11 protein-coding genes and 7 pseudogenes are annotated in these 13,365 nt (G+C 63.8%); 5 read left to right on the top strand and 13 right to left on the bottom strand.

Annotation, left to right across the window (positions count from 1 at the left end; genetic code table 11):
* Positions 1 to 102 precede the first annotated feature (102 nt).
* A complete protein-coding gene (locus tag DPM13_RS20040) occupies positions 103 to 294 on the top strand; it encodes a hypothetical protein (protein WP_189654733.1) in 192 nt (63 codons plus the stop codon).
* 121 nt (positions 295 to 415) lie between these two features.
* Here the strand turns inward: DPM13_RS20040 and DPM13_RS15885 are convergent.
* The 4 genes and pseudogenes from DPM13_RS15885 to DPM13_RS24010 form a co-directional block, all read right to left on the bottom strand.
* Positions 416 to 862: pseudogene (locus DPM13_RS15885) on the bottom strand (IS256 family transposase); the annotation flags it as partial.
* 368 nt (positions 863 to 1,230) lie between these two features.
* Positions 1,231 to 1,448 (bottom strand): annotated as a pseudogene (locus tag DPM13_RS15890) (replication protein); the annotation flags it as partial.
* A gap of 219 nt (positions 1,449 to 1,667) precedes the next feature.
* Positions 1,668 to 1,874: a hypothetical protein gene (locus DPM13_RS15895; protein WP_223252096.1), complete on the bottom strand. Its 207-nt coding sequence runs from the start codon at positions 1,872 to 1,874 to the stop codon at positions 1,668 to 1,670.
* A 634-nt stretch (positions 1,875 to 2,508) separates the two neighbouring features.
* Positions 2,509 to 2,733: a hypothetical protein gene (locus DPM13_RS24010; RefSeq protein WP_223252097.1), complete on the bottom strand. Its 225-nt coding sequence runs from the start codon at positions 2,731 to 2,733 to the stop codon at positions 2,509 to 2,511.
* 1,556 nt (positions 2,734 to 4,289) lie between these two features.
* Here DPM13_RS24010 and DPM13_RS15910 point away from each other — a divergent pair.
* Both DPM13_RS15910 and DPM13_RS21320 read left to right on the top strand, forming a co-directional pair.
* The gene (locus DPM13_RS15910) at positions 4,290 to 4,502 is read left to right on the top strand and encodes a hypothetical protein (RefSeq protein ID WP_145963434.1); all 213 of its coding nucleotides are present in this window, start codon (positions 4,290 to 4,292) and stop codon (positions 4,500 to 4,502) included.
* A 72-nt stretch (positions 4,503 to 4,574) separates the two neighbouring features.
* On the top strand, positions 4,575 to 4,739 hold the full coding sequence (locus DPM13_RS21320; protein ID WP_189654734.1) for a hypothetical protein: 165 nt from the start codon (positions 4,575 to 4,577) through the stop codon (positions 4,737 to 4,739).
* Between the two features lie 59 nt (positions 4,740 to 4,798).
* On the opposite strand, the gene DPM13_RS24015 is transcribed toward DPM13_RS21320, so the two are convergent.
* The 3 genes and pseudogenes from DPM13_RS24015 to DPM13_RS15925 all read right to left on the bottom strand — a co-directional run.
* Entirely contained in the window at positions 4,799 to 5,119 is a 321-nt protein-coding gene (locus DPM13_RS24015) for a hypothetical protein (protein ID WP_223252098.1), read from the bottom strand.
* 62 nt (positions 5,120 to 5,181) lie between these two features.
* Positions 5,182 to 5,686 (bottom strand): annotated as a pseudogene (locus DPM13_RS15920) (IS5 family transposase); the annotation flags it as partial.
* Positions 5,687 to 6,158: 472 nt separating this feature from the next.
* Positions 6,159 to 7,013: pseudogene (locus DPM13_RS15925) on the bottom strand (IS110 family transposase); the annotation flags it as partial.
* Between the two features lie 1,001 nt (positions 7,014 to 8,014).
* Between DPM13_RS15925 and DPM13_RS25310 the strand changes: the two are divergent.
* Positions 8,015 to 8,149, top strand: a complete 135-nt coding sequence (locus tag DPM13_RS25310; RefSeq protein ID WP_262983156.1) for a hypothetical protein — start codon at positions 8,015 to 8,017, stop codon at positions 8,147 to 8,149.
* Positions 8,150 to 8,709: 560 nt separating this feature from the next.
* Here DPM13_RS25310 and DPM13_RS21325 read toward each other — a convergent pair.
* Together DPM13_RS21325 and DPM13_RS15935 are read right to left on the bottom strand one after the other, a co-directional pair.
* Positions 8,710 to 8,946 (bottom strand): hypothetical protein, encoded by a 237-nt coding sequence (locus DPM13_RS21325; RefSeq protein WP_189654958.1) that lies wholly within the window; start codon positions 8,944 to 8,946, stop codon positions 8,710 to 8,712.
* Positions 8,947 to 9,411: 465 nt separating this feature from the next.
* A pseudogene (locus DPM13_RS15935) lies at positions 9,412 to 10,365 on the bottom strand (IS5 family transposase).
* Positions 10,366 to 10,430: 65 nt separating this feature from the next.
* On the opposite strand from DPM13_RS15935, the pseudogene DPM13_RS27740 reads away from it, so the two are divergent.
* A pseudogene (locus DPM13_RS27740) lies at positions 10,431 to 10,548 on the top strand (IS110 family transposase); the annotation flags it as partial.
* A gap of 229 nt (positions 10,549 to 10,777) precedes the next feature.
* On the opposite strand, the gene rpsO reads toward DPM13_RS27740, so the two are convergent.
* The 4 genes and pseudogenes from rpsO to DPM13_RS15955 all read right to left on the bottom strand — a co-directional run bounded on the left by rpsO (position 10,778) and on the right by DPM13_RS15955 (position 13,194).
* Positions 10,778 to 11,047 carry a 30S ribosomal protein S15 gene (rpsO, locus tag DPM13_RS15945; RefSeq protein ID WP_028719540.1) on the bottom strand — a complete coding sequence of 90 codons (270 nt, stop codon included), beginning with the start codon at positions 11,045 to 11,047 and terminating at the stop codon, positions 10,778 to 10,780.
* A gap of 142 nt (positions 11,048 to 11,189) precedes the next feature.
* A complete protein-coding gene (locus tag DPM13_RS25315) occupies positions 11,190 to 11,678 on the bottom strand; it encodes a calcium-binding protein (protein ID WP_262983157.1) in 489 nt (162 codons plus the stop codon).
* Complete coding sequence (locus DPM13_RS25320; RefSeq protein WP_262983158.1) at positions 11,648 to 12,082, bottom strand: calcium-binding protein; 435 nt, start codon at positions 12,080 to 12,082, stop codon at positions 11,648 to 11,650. Before DPM13_RS25320 ends, DPM13_RS25315 begins: the two co-directional genes overlap by 31 nt.
* 179 nt (positions 12,083 to 12,261) lie before the next feature.
* A pseudogene (locus tag DPM13_RS15955) lies at positions 12,262 to 13,194 on the bottom strand (IS5 family transposase).
* Positions 13,195 to 13,365 lie beyond the last annotated feature (171 nt).

Consider the following 13,365-nt stretch of genomic DNA (forward strand, 5'->3'; position numbering starts at 1 on the left):
GTCAGCCCCTCACGTCACGCCCGCGTCGTCGCGCCCAACGCAGCCAGTCCATGCCTGCCCCGATCGAGGATTTCAGCGATCGGTTGAGGCCCGGCGATGAGCATGGCTCGCCTCACCTCTTGGCTTTTGGTGCTGCTGCTTTCGACCGCGGCCATCGCACAGGACATTGTCCTGCCCGCGCCGTCCGACGAAACCGCTGCCGACAACGGCCGCACCCAGGCTTTCCTGACGGCTGCCGCCATCAACCTCAAACGGCTCGCAGTTGCACTCGATCCGTTAATAGATGCCGCTTGACGGCTCGCCGCGCCAAATCGACTCCTGCGGGCGCGTCTCGGCTCTTAGGATCGCGCAGAACCGCCTTCGGCGGCCACCGCCTTCCAGCTGCATGCAGTCTGTCATCAGAAGCATCGGGATCCATCAGATGGACGATACAGGTCTGGACCATGGTCTCGGGGAAGGCCGTGGTGATAGCCTCCGGGAAGCCCTTCAGCCCGTCAACAACGGCGATCAGGATGTCCTGAACGCCCCGGTTGCGCAGTTCATTCATCACCGACAGCCAGAACTTGGCCCCCTCGTTGTCGGCGATCCACAGGCCCAGAACCTCCCGCTCCCCCTCGCGGGTGACGCCGAGGGCGATGTAAACGGCCTTGTTCTTGACCATCCGGCTGTCGGCATCGCGGATCTTAACCCGCAGCGCGTCGAAAATGACGATCGGATACATCCGGTCCAGTGCCCGGTGCTGCCATTCCCGGACCTCCCCCAGCACGGCATCGGTGACACGGCTGATCAGGTCGGGCGAGACCCTCAGGCCATAAAGCTCTTCCAGATGGGCCTGGATGTCGCGCACCGACAGCCCGGCGGCATCCGTTTGTGGATCATGGCCGTGCAAGCTTCGCCACGCGAAGACACCTAGCTATCGGGCACCGAATTCTTCATGTCGGTGTTCAGTGACACAGCAGCCTGGGCAGCCGCACGACCCTTTGAGGCCGCATCGTGGGGATGCGGGCGGCCGATCTGAAAGCGGTCGGCAGGCCGCTCACAAGGCGGCATGAGCGCTGCGCGAGAGGAGTATTCGGACCGCCGGCCTAGCCCAGAGTGCGACAAAGGCAGCCAGAAGCAACCACGAGTCTGCCCCTTACGCCGGGGAGGCGCTCCGTCGCCCGACGGGCAACTGCGCGTCGGGCGATGCCCGTCCTTGCGGGCACGCGGGCCACAGCCCGCACAGGTTCAGCTGCGGATATAGCTGCGCTTCTGATAGCCGGCGGACTGACAGGCGCGGCCAGCTTGGCGGTCAGCGGGTCCATGGCGTAATGCAGGGCGAGCTGGGCCATCTCGGCGAAGGATATGTCCTTGCGCACCAGGTTCTCGTCCACCATGCGGCGGTAGAGGCGTTCCAGTTCGTCGCCACGCGCCGCGATGCCGGCCGGGATCCGGCCCCAGGTTTCGGCAGCTGCCGCTGCGCCGGAGCCGGGGATCGCCAGGGCAAGCGCGCTGGTGCCGGACCAGGAACGGGACGGGGAAAGCATCAAGGGTCCTTTCAGGGCGGAGGCGAGGGGGAAAGCCTGACCATTTTGTTAACCTTGCCATTTCCCGGCGCGTGCGGGCAAGCGGCCGGTCCCGCGCGACGGCCATCCCGTCCCGCCTGGTGCGTTCCTGCACGTATTTGTTCAGCGCATGCCATAGATCGAGGCGAGATTCGGCTGCTTCCATTCCGGCGTCGCCACCGGGGTCAGCGGGCGGCCCCGCGCGTCCACCGGGTCCCATTGCTTCAGCCCGTCGCGGATGCCCACGCGCTCGGCATCCTGGACCATCCCGCCGTCGGCATCCTTGTAAAGCCCCTCGCCAGATCGGATCCCGTGAGATGCGATTGGCATCCTCGGGCGTGAAGGCGCGCACCTGGATCTCGGTCATGCCGGTCGCGGAATCGACGCTGATCGTTACCATCCGACGCCAATAGGCTACCAATTCTTCGAGCGTGGCGTCCTCGTCAGCAACAGGCCAGAAGTCATGTTTCGACACGCCCATGGTGATGGGATAGCCGACCGGCTTGCCGTCGCGGCCTCAAGGATCTGCGCCAGCGTCCGCAGCCGGTCCTTGATCGACTTGCGTAGGCCTTGGGCAGCTGGTTAGGACGACCATGAATCGTGCGAATGCTTGCCGCAGATGCCGGACAGCGGTCCCTCGGTTGCCCGATGAACAGGTCATAGACCTTGCGCATCTGTCGATCATCTGCGCCGACATTTTCTGGCGCTTCTTCTGCGCCATCAGGCGGTCGGCCACGGCCTGATCGCCGGTCTAGAGCGGCGCAAGGCAAGGACGGCGGCGCAAAGGGCGGCGGGACGGCGAAGGCGCAAGTCGGGGACTCCGTTGAACATTTCGGCGGCGAGGGGGGTGATGCCCGCCTTATCGCTAGGGCGAATGCGGCGGCGCTGGCAAGCATTTGGCTGGCCAAGGCTGGCGACTGTTGCGCGCCGCGCCCGCGCTGGACGATCTGGCGGCCTGGATGTCTCACCCTGGCTGCGGCTCGCGGTTCAGTCGTCTGGTCGCATCCGTCGATGCCGTGCGCGTTCTGGCCCAGCTTCGGATATCGGCCAGCCGGAAGGCTTCCTCATCCGTCAGATCGCGCACTTCGATCAGGTAGCGGAACTGGGCGATAGTTGTTTGCCGCAGCCACGAGATCGCGAAGGGCGCCGCCGCCGCGCCGCGATGACCCGTACTCCACGCCCTGCCCATGGCCCAGTCGTCGCTCAGCGCGCGCTGCCAGGCACCGGGGGCGGGACGGTCCGGGATATTGGCGCGGGCGGCTTCGACCTGCTCCAGGGTGCGCTGGATGAAGCCCCGAGAACACCCTATGACTATGCGACCTTGTTTTTTCTTGACATAAATAATATCGAGAGAATATACCCTTACCTTTCTTACGGGCCGAGCGATGTGTCGTCATGGTCAGCAACTAAAAGTGATATTGCCGACCTGCATCAGCGCCTGTATGCGGCAAACACGCCTCATTGATTGCTGGCCGTTAGAAACGAAAAGGAGCGTGAGCGCCAAGAACAGCAACACCCGTTGGAGGAGCCGATTTCGCCAGCGTCAGGCATCACAAGTTTGGGTCAGATGTATGACACACACATGCAACGCAGCACGCAAGGTGCTTTTATCCAAACAAAACCAATATGCTAGCTGAGTTTGGCTCCGGCGGTAGGGATCGAATGAAGGACGAGGATATCGATTATTTTTCGCCGTGATGCCTGACGCTGGCGAAATCGGCTCCTCCAACGGGTGTAGCGTGACAGACATTTTTGCAGTGCCTGCCACCCAAATTTGCAGCACGACATTTGTGCTGGCGGTCATGCTGGGCCGCGAAATACGGGCTGAAGGCCCTGACCCCCTGCCGGGGGCGTGGGCACTTGCGAAATGGGTCCATCACGCGTCGAGCCTGATCGCGCACCGTGCATCGCCGTGCCCGCGCGAGGGCCGGGTCGATCGATCCGCCAGCTCGGCCAGCCGAACCTGCCGCGCCCTTTCCAGGCGCTGGCCCGTGCCTGGACGGACCGGGGGCACCGGGCCAGTTTTCTGGTCCTGCCCGGAGGCCCGCCCATGCCGGGGTTTGATGCGTTGACCCTGCCCGCCGCCCTTCGGTGGCGCCGCGCCGGCACCTAAGCTACCGCTTGATCCTGAACTGTGCTGCTCTGCCGCACGCCCTGGAGCAGCTACTCGAGCCTGCAACAGATCACAGCGTCTGCGCGCAAGAAACGCCTCGCGGTCAAGGATCGGCCAGGGCGTCGCGCGCGATCCGATCGCCGATGCCAGGCCCGGCCCGAGCGCTGACAGTACTGGAAATCGCGAAAGACGATGGGGTTTCGTACAAGGTCGGTCCGGACGATGCGGGGGCCGAAATGCTCGCAGCCCCATTCCAGCGCCGGCAGCGTCGACCGCCAGATGCGGCATCTTCGGGCAAGGTTGCAGCTGACCAGCCGCCTGCAGCCATCTCTCGTGCCTAGGTCATGCGAACAGTTCGTCTTCGACGCGTCGCTGAGGTCGATCTGGTCCGGCCCCGGCAAAACCCCCATCGGGGTCATGAAAGAGGTGGCTTGTGGGCGTGATGCCCGCGGCTTGGCCCAGTTGCCGTCGATCCTGAGCTATGCCGTTTTTTCCTGCGCGCCCGCGATCAGATCCTGAAATCGTCATCCGGCCCTTGGGCCAGCGGGGCCGGGCCAGCCCACGCAGATCGGCCGCATCTCGTCCTCGGTCATCCGCGTTAGGCCATGTCCTGTGACCTCGGGCGCGGCACCATGCGGCAAAAACTGCAGCGCACCGATGCAGTCGCGGCCCAGCACCAGAGCGCGATGATCACGTCCTTGTCTGGTGCTTGCGACCTGTTCGGCGATTATTTGTGCGAAATTCCGCACGGCATCCGGCAAGAGATTGACTACGAAAGCGGCAAAGACATGCTGCACCTCTTGCGCGCCCTGCACCAAAGGCAAGATCAGCTGGCGACCGGATAGGCATCTTCGTTCGACAGCCAGGTTATGCATAGCTGAGCCGATCCCGCCGTCCGCAGCCTTGCGCTGATCCTGATGTATCTTACGATGTATCCGGCGCTGGCCTTCATCGACATGTCGGTGGCCGGGGCGGCATTCTATACCGCGCCGTTCTTCATCGTCGCGCTGTCGGCCCTGTTTCTGGGACAACTCGCCGCCACGGGTGCGTCAACTGGAGGGACGTCAAGCGGCCGTCGATGAACAATCCGAATTGAGAATACATGGTTTATCCAATTTCCCTGGTTGCGACCGTGCGGCCCTCAGCGGCGGAACGGATCGCGGCCTCGGCGAGCAGCAGCGCCTGCCTGCCGTCCTCGATGCACGGATGATCGCACAGCGATGGCAAGACATTGGCAACAGGCTGGAGACCTTGAATGACAACACCCCCATTGAGGCGACTTACAGCACCCCAGGCCGGAGGTAACGACGGATCCCACATAAAGAATGTCGATGAAGTTCTGGCCCATGACCCCGGCGACCGACACGGTCAGGGTGCGGATCAGGAAGGGCGCGATCTCGATGGCCAGGACCAGGGCCGGCAGGATCGTATAGGCAAAGCCCTTGTAGCCGATGGCGGGCATCAGCTGCAGCTTGACGACTGGACCAGCTCCAGACGCGACTGGACCAGCGCCAGGCACGTATGAGGCGCGTCACCGATCCCATCGTCCCAAGATCCAAATGCCCGCATTGCCACCTTTTCGGTCAATTCCGATGTGGATCTTGCGCCAGACCCTGCGTTTAGCGCCGCCATGCTTGCGGGCGTTCCACTCGCCTTCGCCTTCAACCTTGATGCCAGTGCTGTCGACCAGCAGGTGCAGCGGCCCATCCGACCCACGATAGGGAATGCTGACCTTCAGGGTTTTCTGGCGACGGCTAAGCGTGCTGAAGTCCGGCACCGCCCAGTCCAGACCGATCAGCCGTAGCAGGCTCTCGACGAACCCAGTGGTCTGTCTTAGCGCCAGGCCGAACAAAACCTTCATCGTCAGGCAGGTTTGGATGGCGGCATCGCTATAGTCGTGCTGGCGGCCACGCTTGCCGGTGGGCTCGGCTTCCCAAGTCATGGCGGGGTCAAACCATATCGTCAGCGAACCCCGACGCTTAAGCGCTCTATTGTACGCGGGCCAGTTCCTGGTCTTGTAGGTTGGCGGTCTAGCGACTTAATCCGTTCAGGGTCGTCGCTTTTGGCGATCGCGTGAGTAAGCAGAACGCGTGTTGCGATTGGTGCAATGCATGGTCAGTACTCAGAGCCTTGCGCAAGAACGATTTCCAGCTGTTTTCCGCGTGTCGTGTGATGACAGGATAAACGACCGTCATGATGCGACCGTCTCCATGCCGCGGGCCCGTATGGTGTTCGCGGATAAGGACCGGGAAATCATCAGGGCGCTGGCCCCTGCCGGGTATTACATGGGAATCCGAATCCGCCAGTCCAAGGCGGATCTGGTGTTCAACCCTCAACCCCCCGAATGCGCAGCGAGCGGACTATGCCGCCATGGCCGGTTTCCGGGCTGGGGACATCGTCCACCCCCACCGTTTCTGCCATAAGTACCGTCTGCGGAGGTTGCAGGCTTTCGGTGCTGGAGATGTCCGACCGCAGGCGCGAGCGAAACTCGAAATGCTCCGAGATGCCGCTGTTCGCTCCGATGTCAGAAGCCTCCCAGAGCACGCTCGCCCATCCTGGCTTGTAGCCCCCAACACAGACTCCGCCGGTCGAATGCTGTTGTGGCACCAGACCAAGCCAGGCGGCAAGATCACGTGCCTTGCGGAACGTCTCGGGTGGCGGAGCCAGAACAGCAATGGCCTTGGCAATCAGCGGCCCGATGCCAGGAATGATCATCAGCCGGCGCACCACTTCGCTCTCTCGCGCACGGCGATCGATCTCGGCGTCCAGAACTCCGATCTGCCGGTCAAGCTCGGCGAGATCCCTGCCAGCACATCCAGTGAGGCCCGCGCAGTGGCGGGCAGGTCCGAAGCCTCGCTTTCGATCAGTGCGATCAACCGGCCCACGTTCCTCACGCCTTGAGGCACGACATGGCCATATTCGCCCAGATGTCCGCGCAGGGCGTTGATTGCCTGGGTCCGCTGCCGGATCAACAGTTCCCGGACACGGAAGACGCTGGCAGCGCCCTGTGTTTCCTCGCTCTTGATCGGGACGAAGCGCATGCTCGGTCGTTGCGCCGCTTCGCAGATCGCCTCGGCATCGTTCGCATCATTTTTCTGACGCTTGACGAACGGCTTCACATAGGCGGGCGGAATGAGCCTGACGTCATGGCCAAGCTTGACCAATTCCCGCCCCCAGAAGTGCGCGCCTCCGCAAGCCTCCATCGCCACCACACAAGGCGGCAGCGTCGCGAAGAAAGCCAACACCTGCGCGCGCCGCAGCTTCTTTCGAAGCAATGCGCCGCCGCGAGCATCTGCTCCGTGGAGCTGGAATACATTCTTCGCCAGATCGAGTCCGACAGTGGTAATCTCCGACATGACCGCCTCCCAGAATGGATTGTTGCGATCCCACCTTGGCACATCGATGCCGTCGGGGGGCGGTTACACCATCAACGCCCATTGAATAACCGAAAGATATACATCCTCCTGGCGGATATCCTTCGCTGGGGACCAGAATCATGCAGATCGCGAAATGTCAATTCCGCTATTTTTTCTTCAGAAGCTTTCATGCTTTGGACAAGCGTCATCGCACTGGAGCTGCGCGCCCTGTCCCATTCCCCTCACCGGCGGCAGGAGGGCTTCGAGCGCGTCAGTCTGCTGATGGAAGGACTACGTGGAAGCACCCTGAGTGTCGAGTCGGTCCGATGGAGCAGGTATGTTGTTCACCGAGTGGCGAGCAAGTTATTAGACTGAGGCGGGTGGCCTTCAGCTATTCCTGGCACTTCCTGGTCTCGTCCTGGACGGCGCTCTGGCGCGGGCCATGTCGCTGGCGGTGCTGGGATACGGCCTTGGTGCGCTGTCGCGGCTGAATCCGGGACGGGCGCTGTCAATCGGGCTGGCCAGGCGGTGGCTCGGATCGGCAAGCGCCTCGCGGTCGCCTCGCGAGGAACTTCGCGGCCGCAGGCAGTCCGATGTCCTGGCGCAATTTGCGTCCGAAGCCGGTCCTGATCGGGTTCGTCGGTCCTGGCAGGGCTATAGACGAACCAAAGTGCGTTTGCGAACCGGTGCCGTTTTCGATCGCCGCCATCCCGCCACCGAGAGCAAGGTGTTTTTGGTCTTTTGCCTGCGGAACCGGCGGGCAACCATTCAGGAAAACGCAGCAAGTTCAGCCTGCGGACGCGTTCCGGCTGACACCTGGCGCTGGGCATGCTCGGGCGCCGTGGTGATGGAGGTCGTACCCGATACCGACGCGCTGGTCGCCCAGGTGCGGCTTCCACCCGAGGCCATCGACACCGTCTGTGGGACGCAAGGCACGGGTCCGGCTGACGGCCTATCCGGTGGGCGGCTGTCGGACCGGATCGGCACGGCGAGGTACCTGCATGTCTGGAGCCGCCGATCTTCTGGAGGAACGGCGCGACGGCAGCCGCTATTTCGAGGCCCGCGTCGCCCTAGATCCTGGCACGGTGCTGTTCCGCTGCAAGGGCACGGCCAATGGCTTCCTTGATGCGAAATAGAGTACGCGACGAAACCGGACGATCTGAAAGGAAGCGCATTTGGCACTTCACCGCGTGACGCGCCTGCTCGCTGCTCGTCGGGATCACGCTCGCCGGACGGCGGCGGCGCGGAAACATCAGACTACGCTGTCTTTTCTGTTGGAGCGGCGCTGGCGGTTCTGGACCCGGTCGCGCGCGCTGACGATCCGGTCGGAGCTTGTCGCCAGCGCCCGCTCCGCATCTACCTGTCCCGATGGAAGAGCGGATCTGCGGAATAGCCTTGCGCTTTGATGCAAACGTCATGCGGCCCCGAACGCTACCAGATGCTAGCGAACTCACGTCCGACCCTGAACGATCGCCACCAGCTTTCGTGCAGGATCAGCGCCACGGCGGAGAGCGCCAGCCCTCCCAGAACCTCGGCAAGCGGCCGAACTGCGCCCCGAGATAACGTTCTATCATCACCCGCCGTGGACAGACCATGGTTCAGCCCGATCGCCGCCGCGATCAACAGGATTTGACGTCCAGAAATGCCAGCGAAACACCGAGGCCATGCGCCAGAGTCGTGCCGATGGCGGTGACGATCAGCGCGAGCATCGTCGCGGCCCGCCATCCACATGCGCTCGGGATGACGAGCCCAGCGCGTTCCACGCCAAGCGCGCCCACCGTGCCCAAAACACGCAGGCTTTCGCCGTCAGGAACGCCTGCACATAGTGACGCGGCACGTCCGCCGCCAGATTCTCGCTGGTCAGGTAAAGCCCGGCGAACACGATGCCGGTGTTGCGGTCGCCATAGGAAACGCCGTCGTCGCCCAAGGACACCGCCCGTCCCGCCGCCCCTTCGCGGGGGTCGGTGAAGGCGTGTTCGGGGTCCGTGTCGGCTCGCTCACGGCGTCGATCACCAGCACCGGCGGCGCCGTGCGACGCGCCGCTGCAGGGCGGCGGCCATTCGTAGTGTCCCCTGTCATCAGCACGTTGCGCCTGCCCATGGCGCGGTGCCCTCCACCGGCTCGCGCTGCGTCTGGTGTTCGAACATGTTTTCCGAACTTGCGCGGATTCGAGGGAGCCGATGTTGGGCACAGCTGGGCGTTTTCGATGGGCTTATTCTAGGGCTTTTTGAGCGCCTATTCGCTGGTGGATTTCTTTTGCGCCTTGGTGTCGCAGCGCGAAGTCCTTGAGTTGCACGCTCGCGGGCGAATCTGGCGGCCGAGCGGCCTGGCGAGGGACGCGGCCGGCATTGTTGCAGAACTCGGCGTTGAAGCGTGACGTCCCCTTACCCCACCAGCCTTAGGCCACGCGTTCGCTCTCGGCAGTGCCGAGGGTGTTGAAGCGGTTCATGAGGGCGATGCGGATGTGGATCTCAGCGGTCTGGCGGTCGGGGTCTCGTGAGGCGATGCGCTCGCCGAAGGACTTCAGGCGCGCATTTTTGCCTCACAGCTTCGAGCGATTTTTGCCTCGATCCGACTTCGGACGTGATAGCCGGACCAGTGCTTCCAGTTGGCTCGCCCAAAGCGTTTGCTCGCCCGAAGGATGTCGTTGCGGGCACGGGCGGCAGGGCAATCCTCCTTCCAGAGGCGCCCGTTCTTGCGGATCGGGATAACGGCGGTGCCGCCGCGATCCAGGATGGCCGTGTGGCAACGCCGGGTGTCGAAGGCGCCGTCGCCGGTCACGGTGCCGATCTGCTCATCGGGCGGGATCTGATCCAGAAGGCCCGGCAGGACAGGGCTGTCACCCTCACGACTTGAGGTGAATTCCACCGCCCGGATGTCACCGGTGGCTGTATCCATTGCCAGATGAACCTTGCGATATTGGCGCCTGCGGTGTGTGCCGTGCTTGCGCGCCAGCCATTCTCCGTCACCCTGAAACTTGATCCCGGTGCTGTCCACCAGCAGGTTCAGCGGTCCTGGCGCGCGGCGGCTTGATGTCGACCACCAAAGATCCTTGTCTGCGGCTCAGGGTGGAGAAGTCCGGCACCGGCCAGTCGAGCCCTGCCATCTTCAGAATGCTGGCCACCATCCCGGTTGTTTGCCGGAGTGGCAGGCCAAAGAGCACCTTCACCATCAGGCAGAACTGGATCGCTGCATCAGAGAACACCGGCGGACGACCAGGACGCCCCGCCTTGGGGGGCAGCCAGTCCATGTCCTTGTCCAGCCAGATCAGCAGTGACCCGCGCCGCTTCAGGGCCTTGTTGTAGGACTTCCAGTTCGTCGTGCGGTAGCGGACAGCTTCGGGCTTGCTCATGCCGAAACGCTTACTCTACCAGCCCCGCCGCGTGAATCCCGCGGGCCGAGTTCTGCAACAATGCCGGCCGCGTCTCAAAAGCTGGCCAAGCCGATATTCGGCGGCTCCTGATCATCGGAGCCATGTCGCGGCTCGGCTGGCTAGGGCTCGTGGCTGGCCCGCATGACCCGCCGCCCGCCGCGCGCGAACTGAAAGGCCACGCCCGCCCGACGGTCCTGCTGTGTACGCCCTGTGTACGCGCGGTGTACGTCCGCTGCACGGGTTTCACAGCGAAAACCCCAGCAATCCCTGGGTTTCTCCCGCCCCGGTCCCGCCCTGTCATCCCGCGCAACGCACGCTGCCGTTGCGCATGAAAAAACGCCCGCGGCTTTCGCCTCGGGCGTCCTGTCGTCCGTCGCGCGCGGCGCCGGTCTTAGCGGCGCAGGCCCAGCTTGCCGATCAGGTCGGTATAGCGGGCTTCGTCCTTGCGCTTCAGATAGTCCAGCAGCTTGCGGCGCTGCGCCACCATCATCAGCAGGCCACGACGCGAGTGGTTGTCTTTCTTGTGCGTCTTGAAATGCTCGGTCAGGGTCGCAATGCGCGAGGACAGGATCGCGACCTGCACCTCGGGCGAGCCGGTGTCGCCTTTCTTGGTGGCGAATTCGGTCATCAGGCGGTTCTTTTCTTCAACCGTGATCGACATCGGGGTCTCCTTTCGGATCAAGGGGTTATGGCGCAGCCCGGGATGTCGTCCAGTGCCGGCCCATGGAGAATCTCCCCGAAAACAGCGCCCGGGGATGCGCGCGTATAGGGGAAATGCGGCAAAAGGAAAAGGCTTTTCTGCCTCAGCGCGCCGGGTCGAGGCGGCTCAACGCGATATCCTCGACCCGCAGCCCTTGGGCGTTCAGCAGGCGGCCCACGGCCTCGCCGTCCAGCCGGATGACCGTCGCGCCGTCCTCGGCATGGTCCAGCGTTACCACCGGCTCGGGCTCGTCGGGCGCCGCCTCATAGCGCAGTTCCAAGCGGTCCGAGGCGCCGTCGAAATCGCCGATGGTCGGGACCGTGGTGCCCGGCTCGTCCAGCACGAACAGGTCCGCGCCCGCGCCGCCCTCGGCGAAATCCCCGGCGCCGGCCTGCAGCGTGTCGTCGCCCTCGCCGCCGTGCAGCCAGGCCGCCGTCCCGCCGGCCGAGCCCTGCAGCAGGTCATCGCCCGCCCCGCCGTCCAGATCGTCCTCGCCCGGGCCCGCAACCAGCGTGTCGTTGCCGGCATTACCCGAGATCCAGTCGTTGCCCGTGCCGCCGTTCAGCAGGTCGTCGCCTTCGCCGCCGAACATGGTATCGTTGCCGGCCCCGCCCAGCACGGTGTCGTCGCCCCCTGCCCGGCCAGGGAATCGTCGCCGTCGCCGCCGTCGATCTCGTCGTCGCCCTCGATCCCGTAATCGTCGTCGCCGTAGATCCAGTCGGTTCCAGCCCCGCCGCGCATGGTGTCATCACCCAGACCGCCGTGCAGGTCGTCGTTGCCGTCGCCCCCTTCGAGCAGGTCGTCGCCATCGCCCCCCGCCAGCCAGTCCGAGCCGCTGGTGCCATCGACCGCGATGCCGGGATTCTCCTCCTCGCCGCCCTCATCGCCATCGCCGGAATCGGGAATCTCCTCATCCTCGGCGGCATCGGCGCGGGTACTGGTCGTCGCATCGACGGCAAGCCCCATGAACAAAAGGCTGATCAGACTGCTCAGCATCAACATGGCGAGAACTCACGGGATTCGGGAAAATCATGAATGAAAGATTAATACGCGAGAGCCATCCGCGATCGTCTTGAAGATATTAGGTTAATCCAATGTTCTCAAAATGATCACTGATTAGGGGCTTTTCTGCAGAAAGGCAGCTTGAGATGTGACGGCCCCCTTTCCCCTTCAGGTCAGGCCAAGCGGGTGATCTCGGCTGTTCCGAGGGCGTTGAAGCGGTTCATACCCGCAGCTAGGCCGTTTGATGTTCGGCAATTTTAGGTCCGACTCAATTTGTGTGGTGTCGTCACGCCGAATGTTGGAGACGCGCAAGCAGCAGCGTCGATGCCTGCGGGGTTGTGCGGACCAGTGCTTCCAGGTGGCACGACCGAAGCGCCTGCTCGCGCGAAGGATGTCGTTGCGGACGCGGGCGGCGGGGCAATCCTCCTTCCAGAGGCGCCCGTTCTTGCGGATCGGGATAACGGCGGTGCCGCCGCGATCCAGGATGGCCGTGTGGCAACGCCGGGTGTCGAAGGCGCCGTCGCCGGTCACGGTGCCGATCTGCTCATCGGGCGGGATCTGATCCAGAAGGCCCGGCAGGACAGGGCTGTCACCCTCACGACTTGAGGTGAATTCCACCGCCCGGATGTCACCGGTGGCTGTATCCATTGCCAGATGAACCTTGCGATATTGGCGCCTGCGGTGTGTGCCGTGCTTGCGCGCCAGCCATTCTCCGTCACCCTGAAACTTGATCCCGGTGCTGTCCACCAGCAGGTTCAGCGGTCCTGGCGCGCGGCGGCTTGATATCTGAACGGCAAGGGTCTTCTGTCTGCGGCTTGAGGCGTGGAAAAGTCCGGAACCGGCCAATCGAGCCCGGCCATCTCCAGGATGCTGGCCACCATGCCTGTCGTGTGCCGAAGCGGCAGGCCAAAGAGCACCTTCACCATCAGGCAAAACTGGATTGCTGCATCGGAGAATACGGGCGGGCGGCCGGGACGCCCCGCCTTGGGGGGCAGCCAGTCCATGTCCTTGTCCAGCCAGATCAGCAGTGACCCGCGCCGCTTCAGGGCCTTGTTGTAGGACTTCCAGTTCGTCGTGCGGTAGCGGACAGCTTCGGGCTTGCTCATGCCGAAAACGCTTACTCGCTACCACCCAGCGCGCCGCGTAGCGCCGGCCGTCCCGCCGCCGATCATTGGCGGCACAGCGTGACGAAGAATCCCGAGGCATTCGGGCCGATGCCGTGACGGCCGATGCCACCATCCGCACCGGATCCACGGCTATCGCGGCGAGGTCGATCA

It is taken from the genome of Paracoccus mutanolyticus (genome assembly GCF_003285265.1).
Lineage (GTDB): Bacteria > Pseudomonadota > Alphaproteobacteria > Rhodobacterales > Rhodobacteraceae > Paracoccus > Paracoccus yeei.

Coding starts and splice junctions, on each gene's coding strand:
- DPM13_RS25310 (WP_262983156.1), top strand. CDS start 8,015: ATGTCTGGAGCCGCCGATCTTCTGGAGGAACGGCGCGACGGCAGCCGC.
- DPM13_RS15895 (WP_223252096.1), bottom strand. CDS start 1,874: ATGCCAATCGCATCTCACGGGATCCGATCTGGCGAGGGGCTTTACAAG.
- DPM13_RS24015 (WP_223252098.1), bottom strand. CDS start 5,119: ATGCCCGCCATCGGCTACAAGGGCTTTGCCTATACGATCCTGCCGGCC.
- DPM13_RS20040 (WP_189654733.1), top strand. CDS start 103: ATGGCTCGCCTCACCTCTTGGCTTTTGGTGCTGCTGCTTTCGACCGCG.
- DPM13_RS25315 (WP_262983157.1), bottom strand. CDS start 11,678: ATGTTCGGCGGCGAAGGCGACGACCTGCTGAACGGCGGCACGGGCAAC.
- rpsO (WP_028719540.1), bottom strand. CDS start 11,047: ATGTCGATCACGGTTGAAGAAAAGAACCGCCTGATGACCGAATTCGCC.
- DPM13_RS21320 (WP_189654734.1), top strand. CDS start 4,575: ATGTATCTTACGATGTATCCGGCGCTGGCCTTCATCGACATGTCGGTG.
- DPM13_RS15910 (WP_145963434.1), top strand. CDS start 4,290: ATGCGGCAAAAACTGCAGCGCACCGATGCAGTCGCGGCCCAGCACCAG.
- DPM13_RS24010 (WP_223252097.1), bottom strand. CDS start 2,733: ATGGGCAGGGCGTGGAGTACGGGTCATCGCGGCGCGGCGGCGGCGCCC.
- DPM13_RS25320 (WP_262983158.1), bottom strand. CDS start 12,082: ATGCTGAGCAGTCTGATCAGCCTTTTGTTCATGGGGCTTGCCGTCGAT.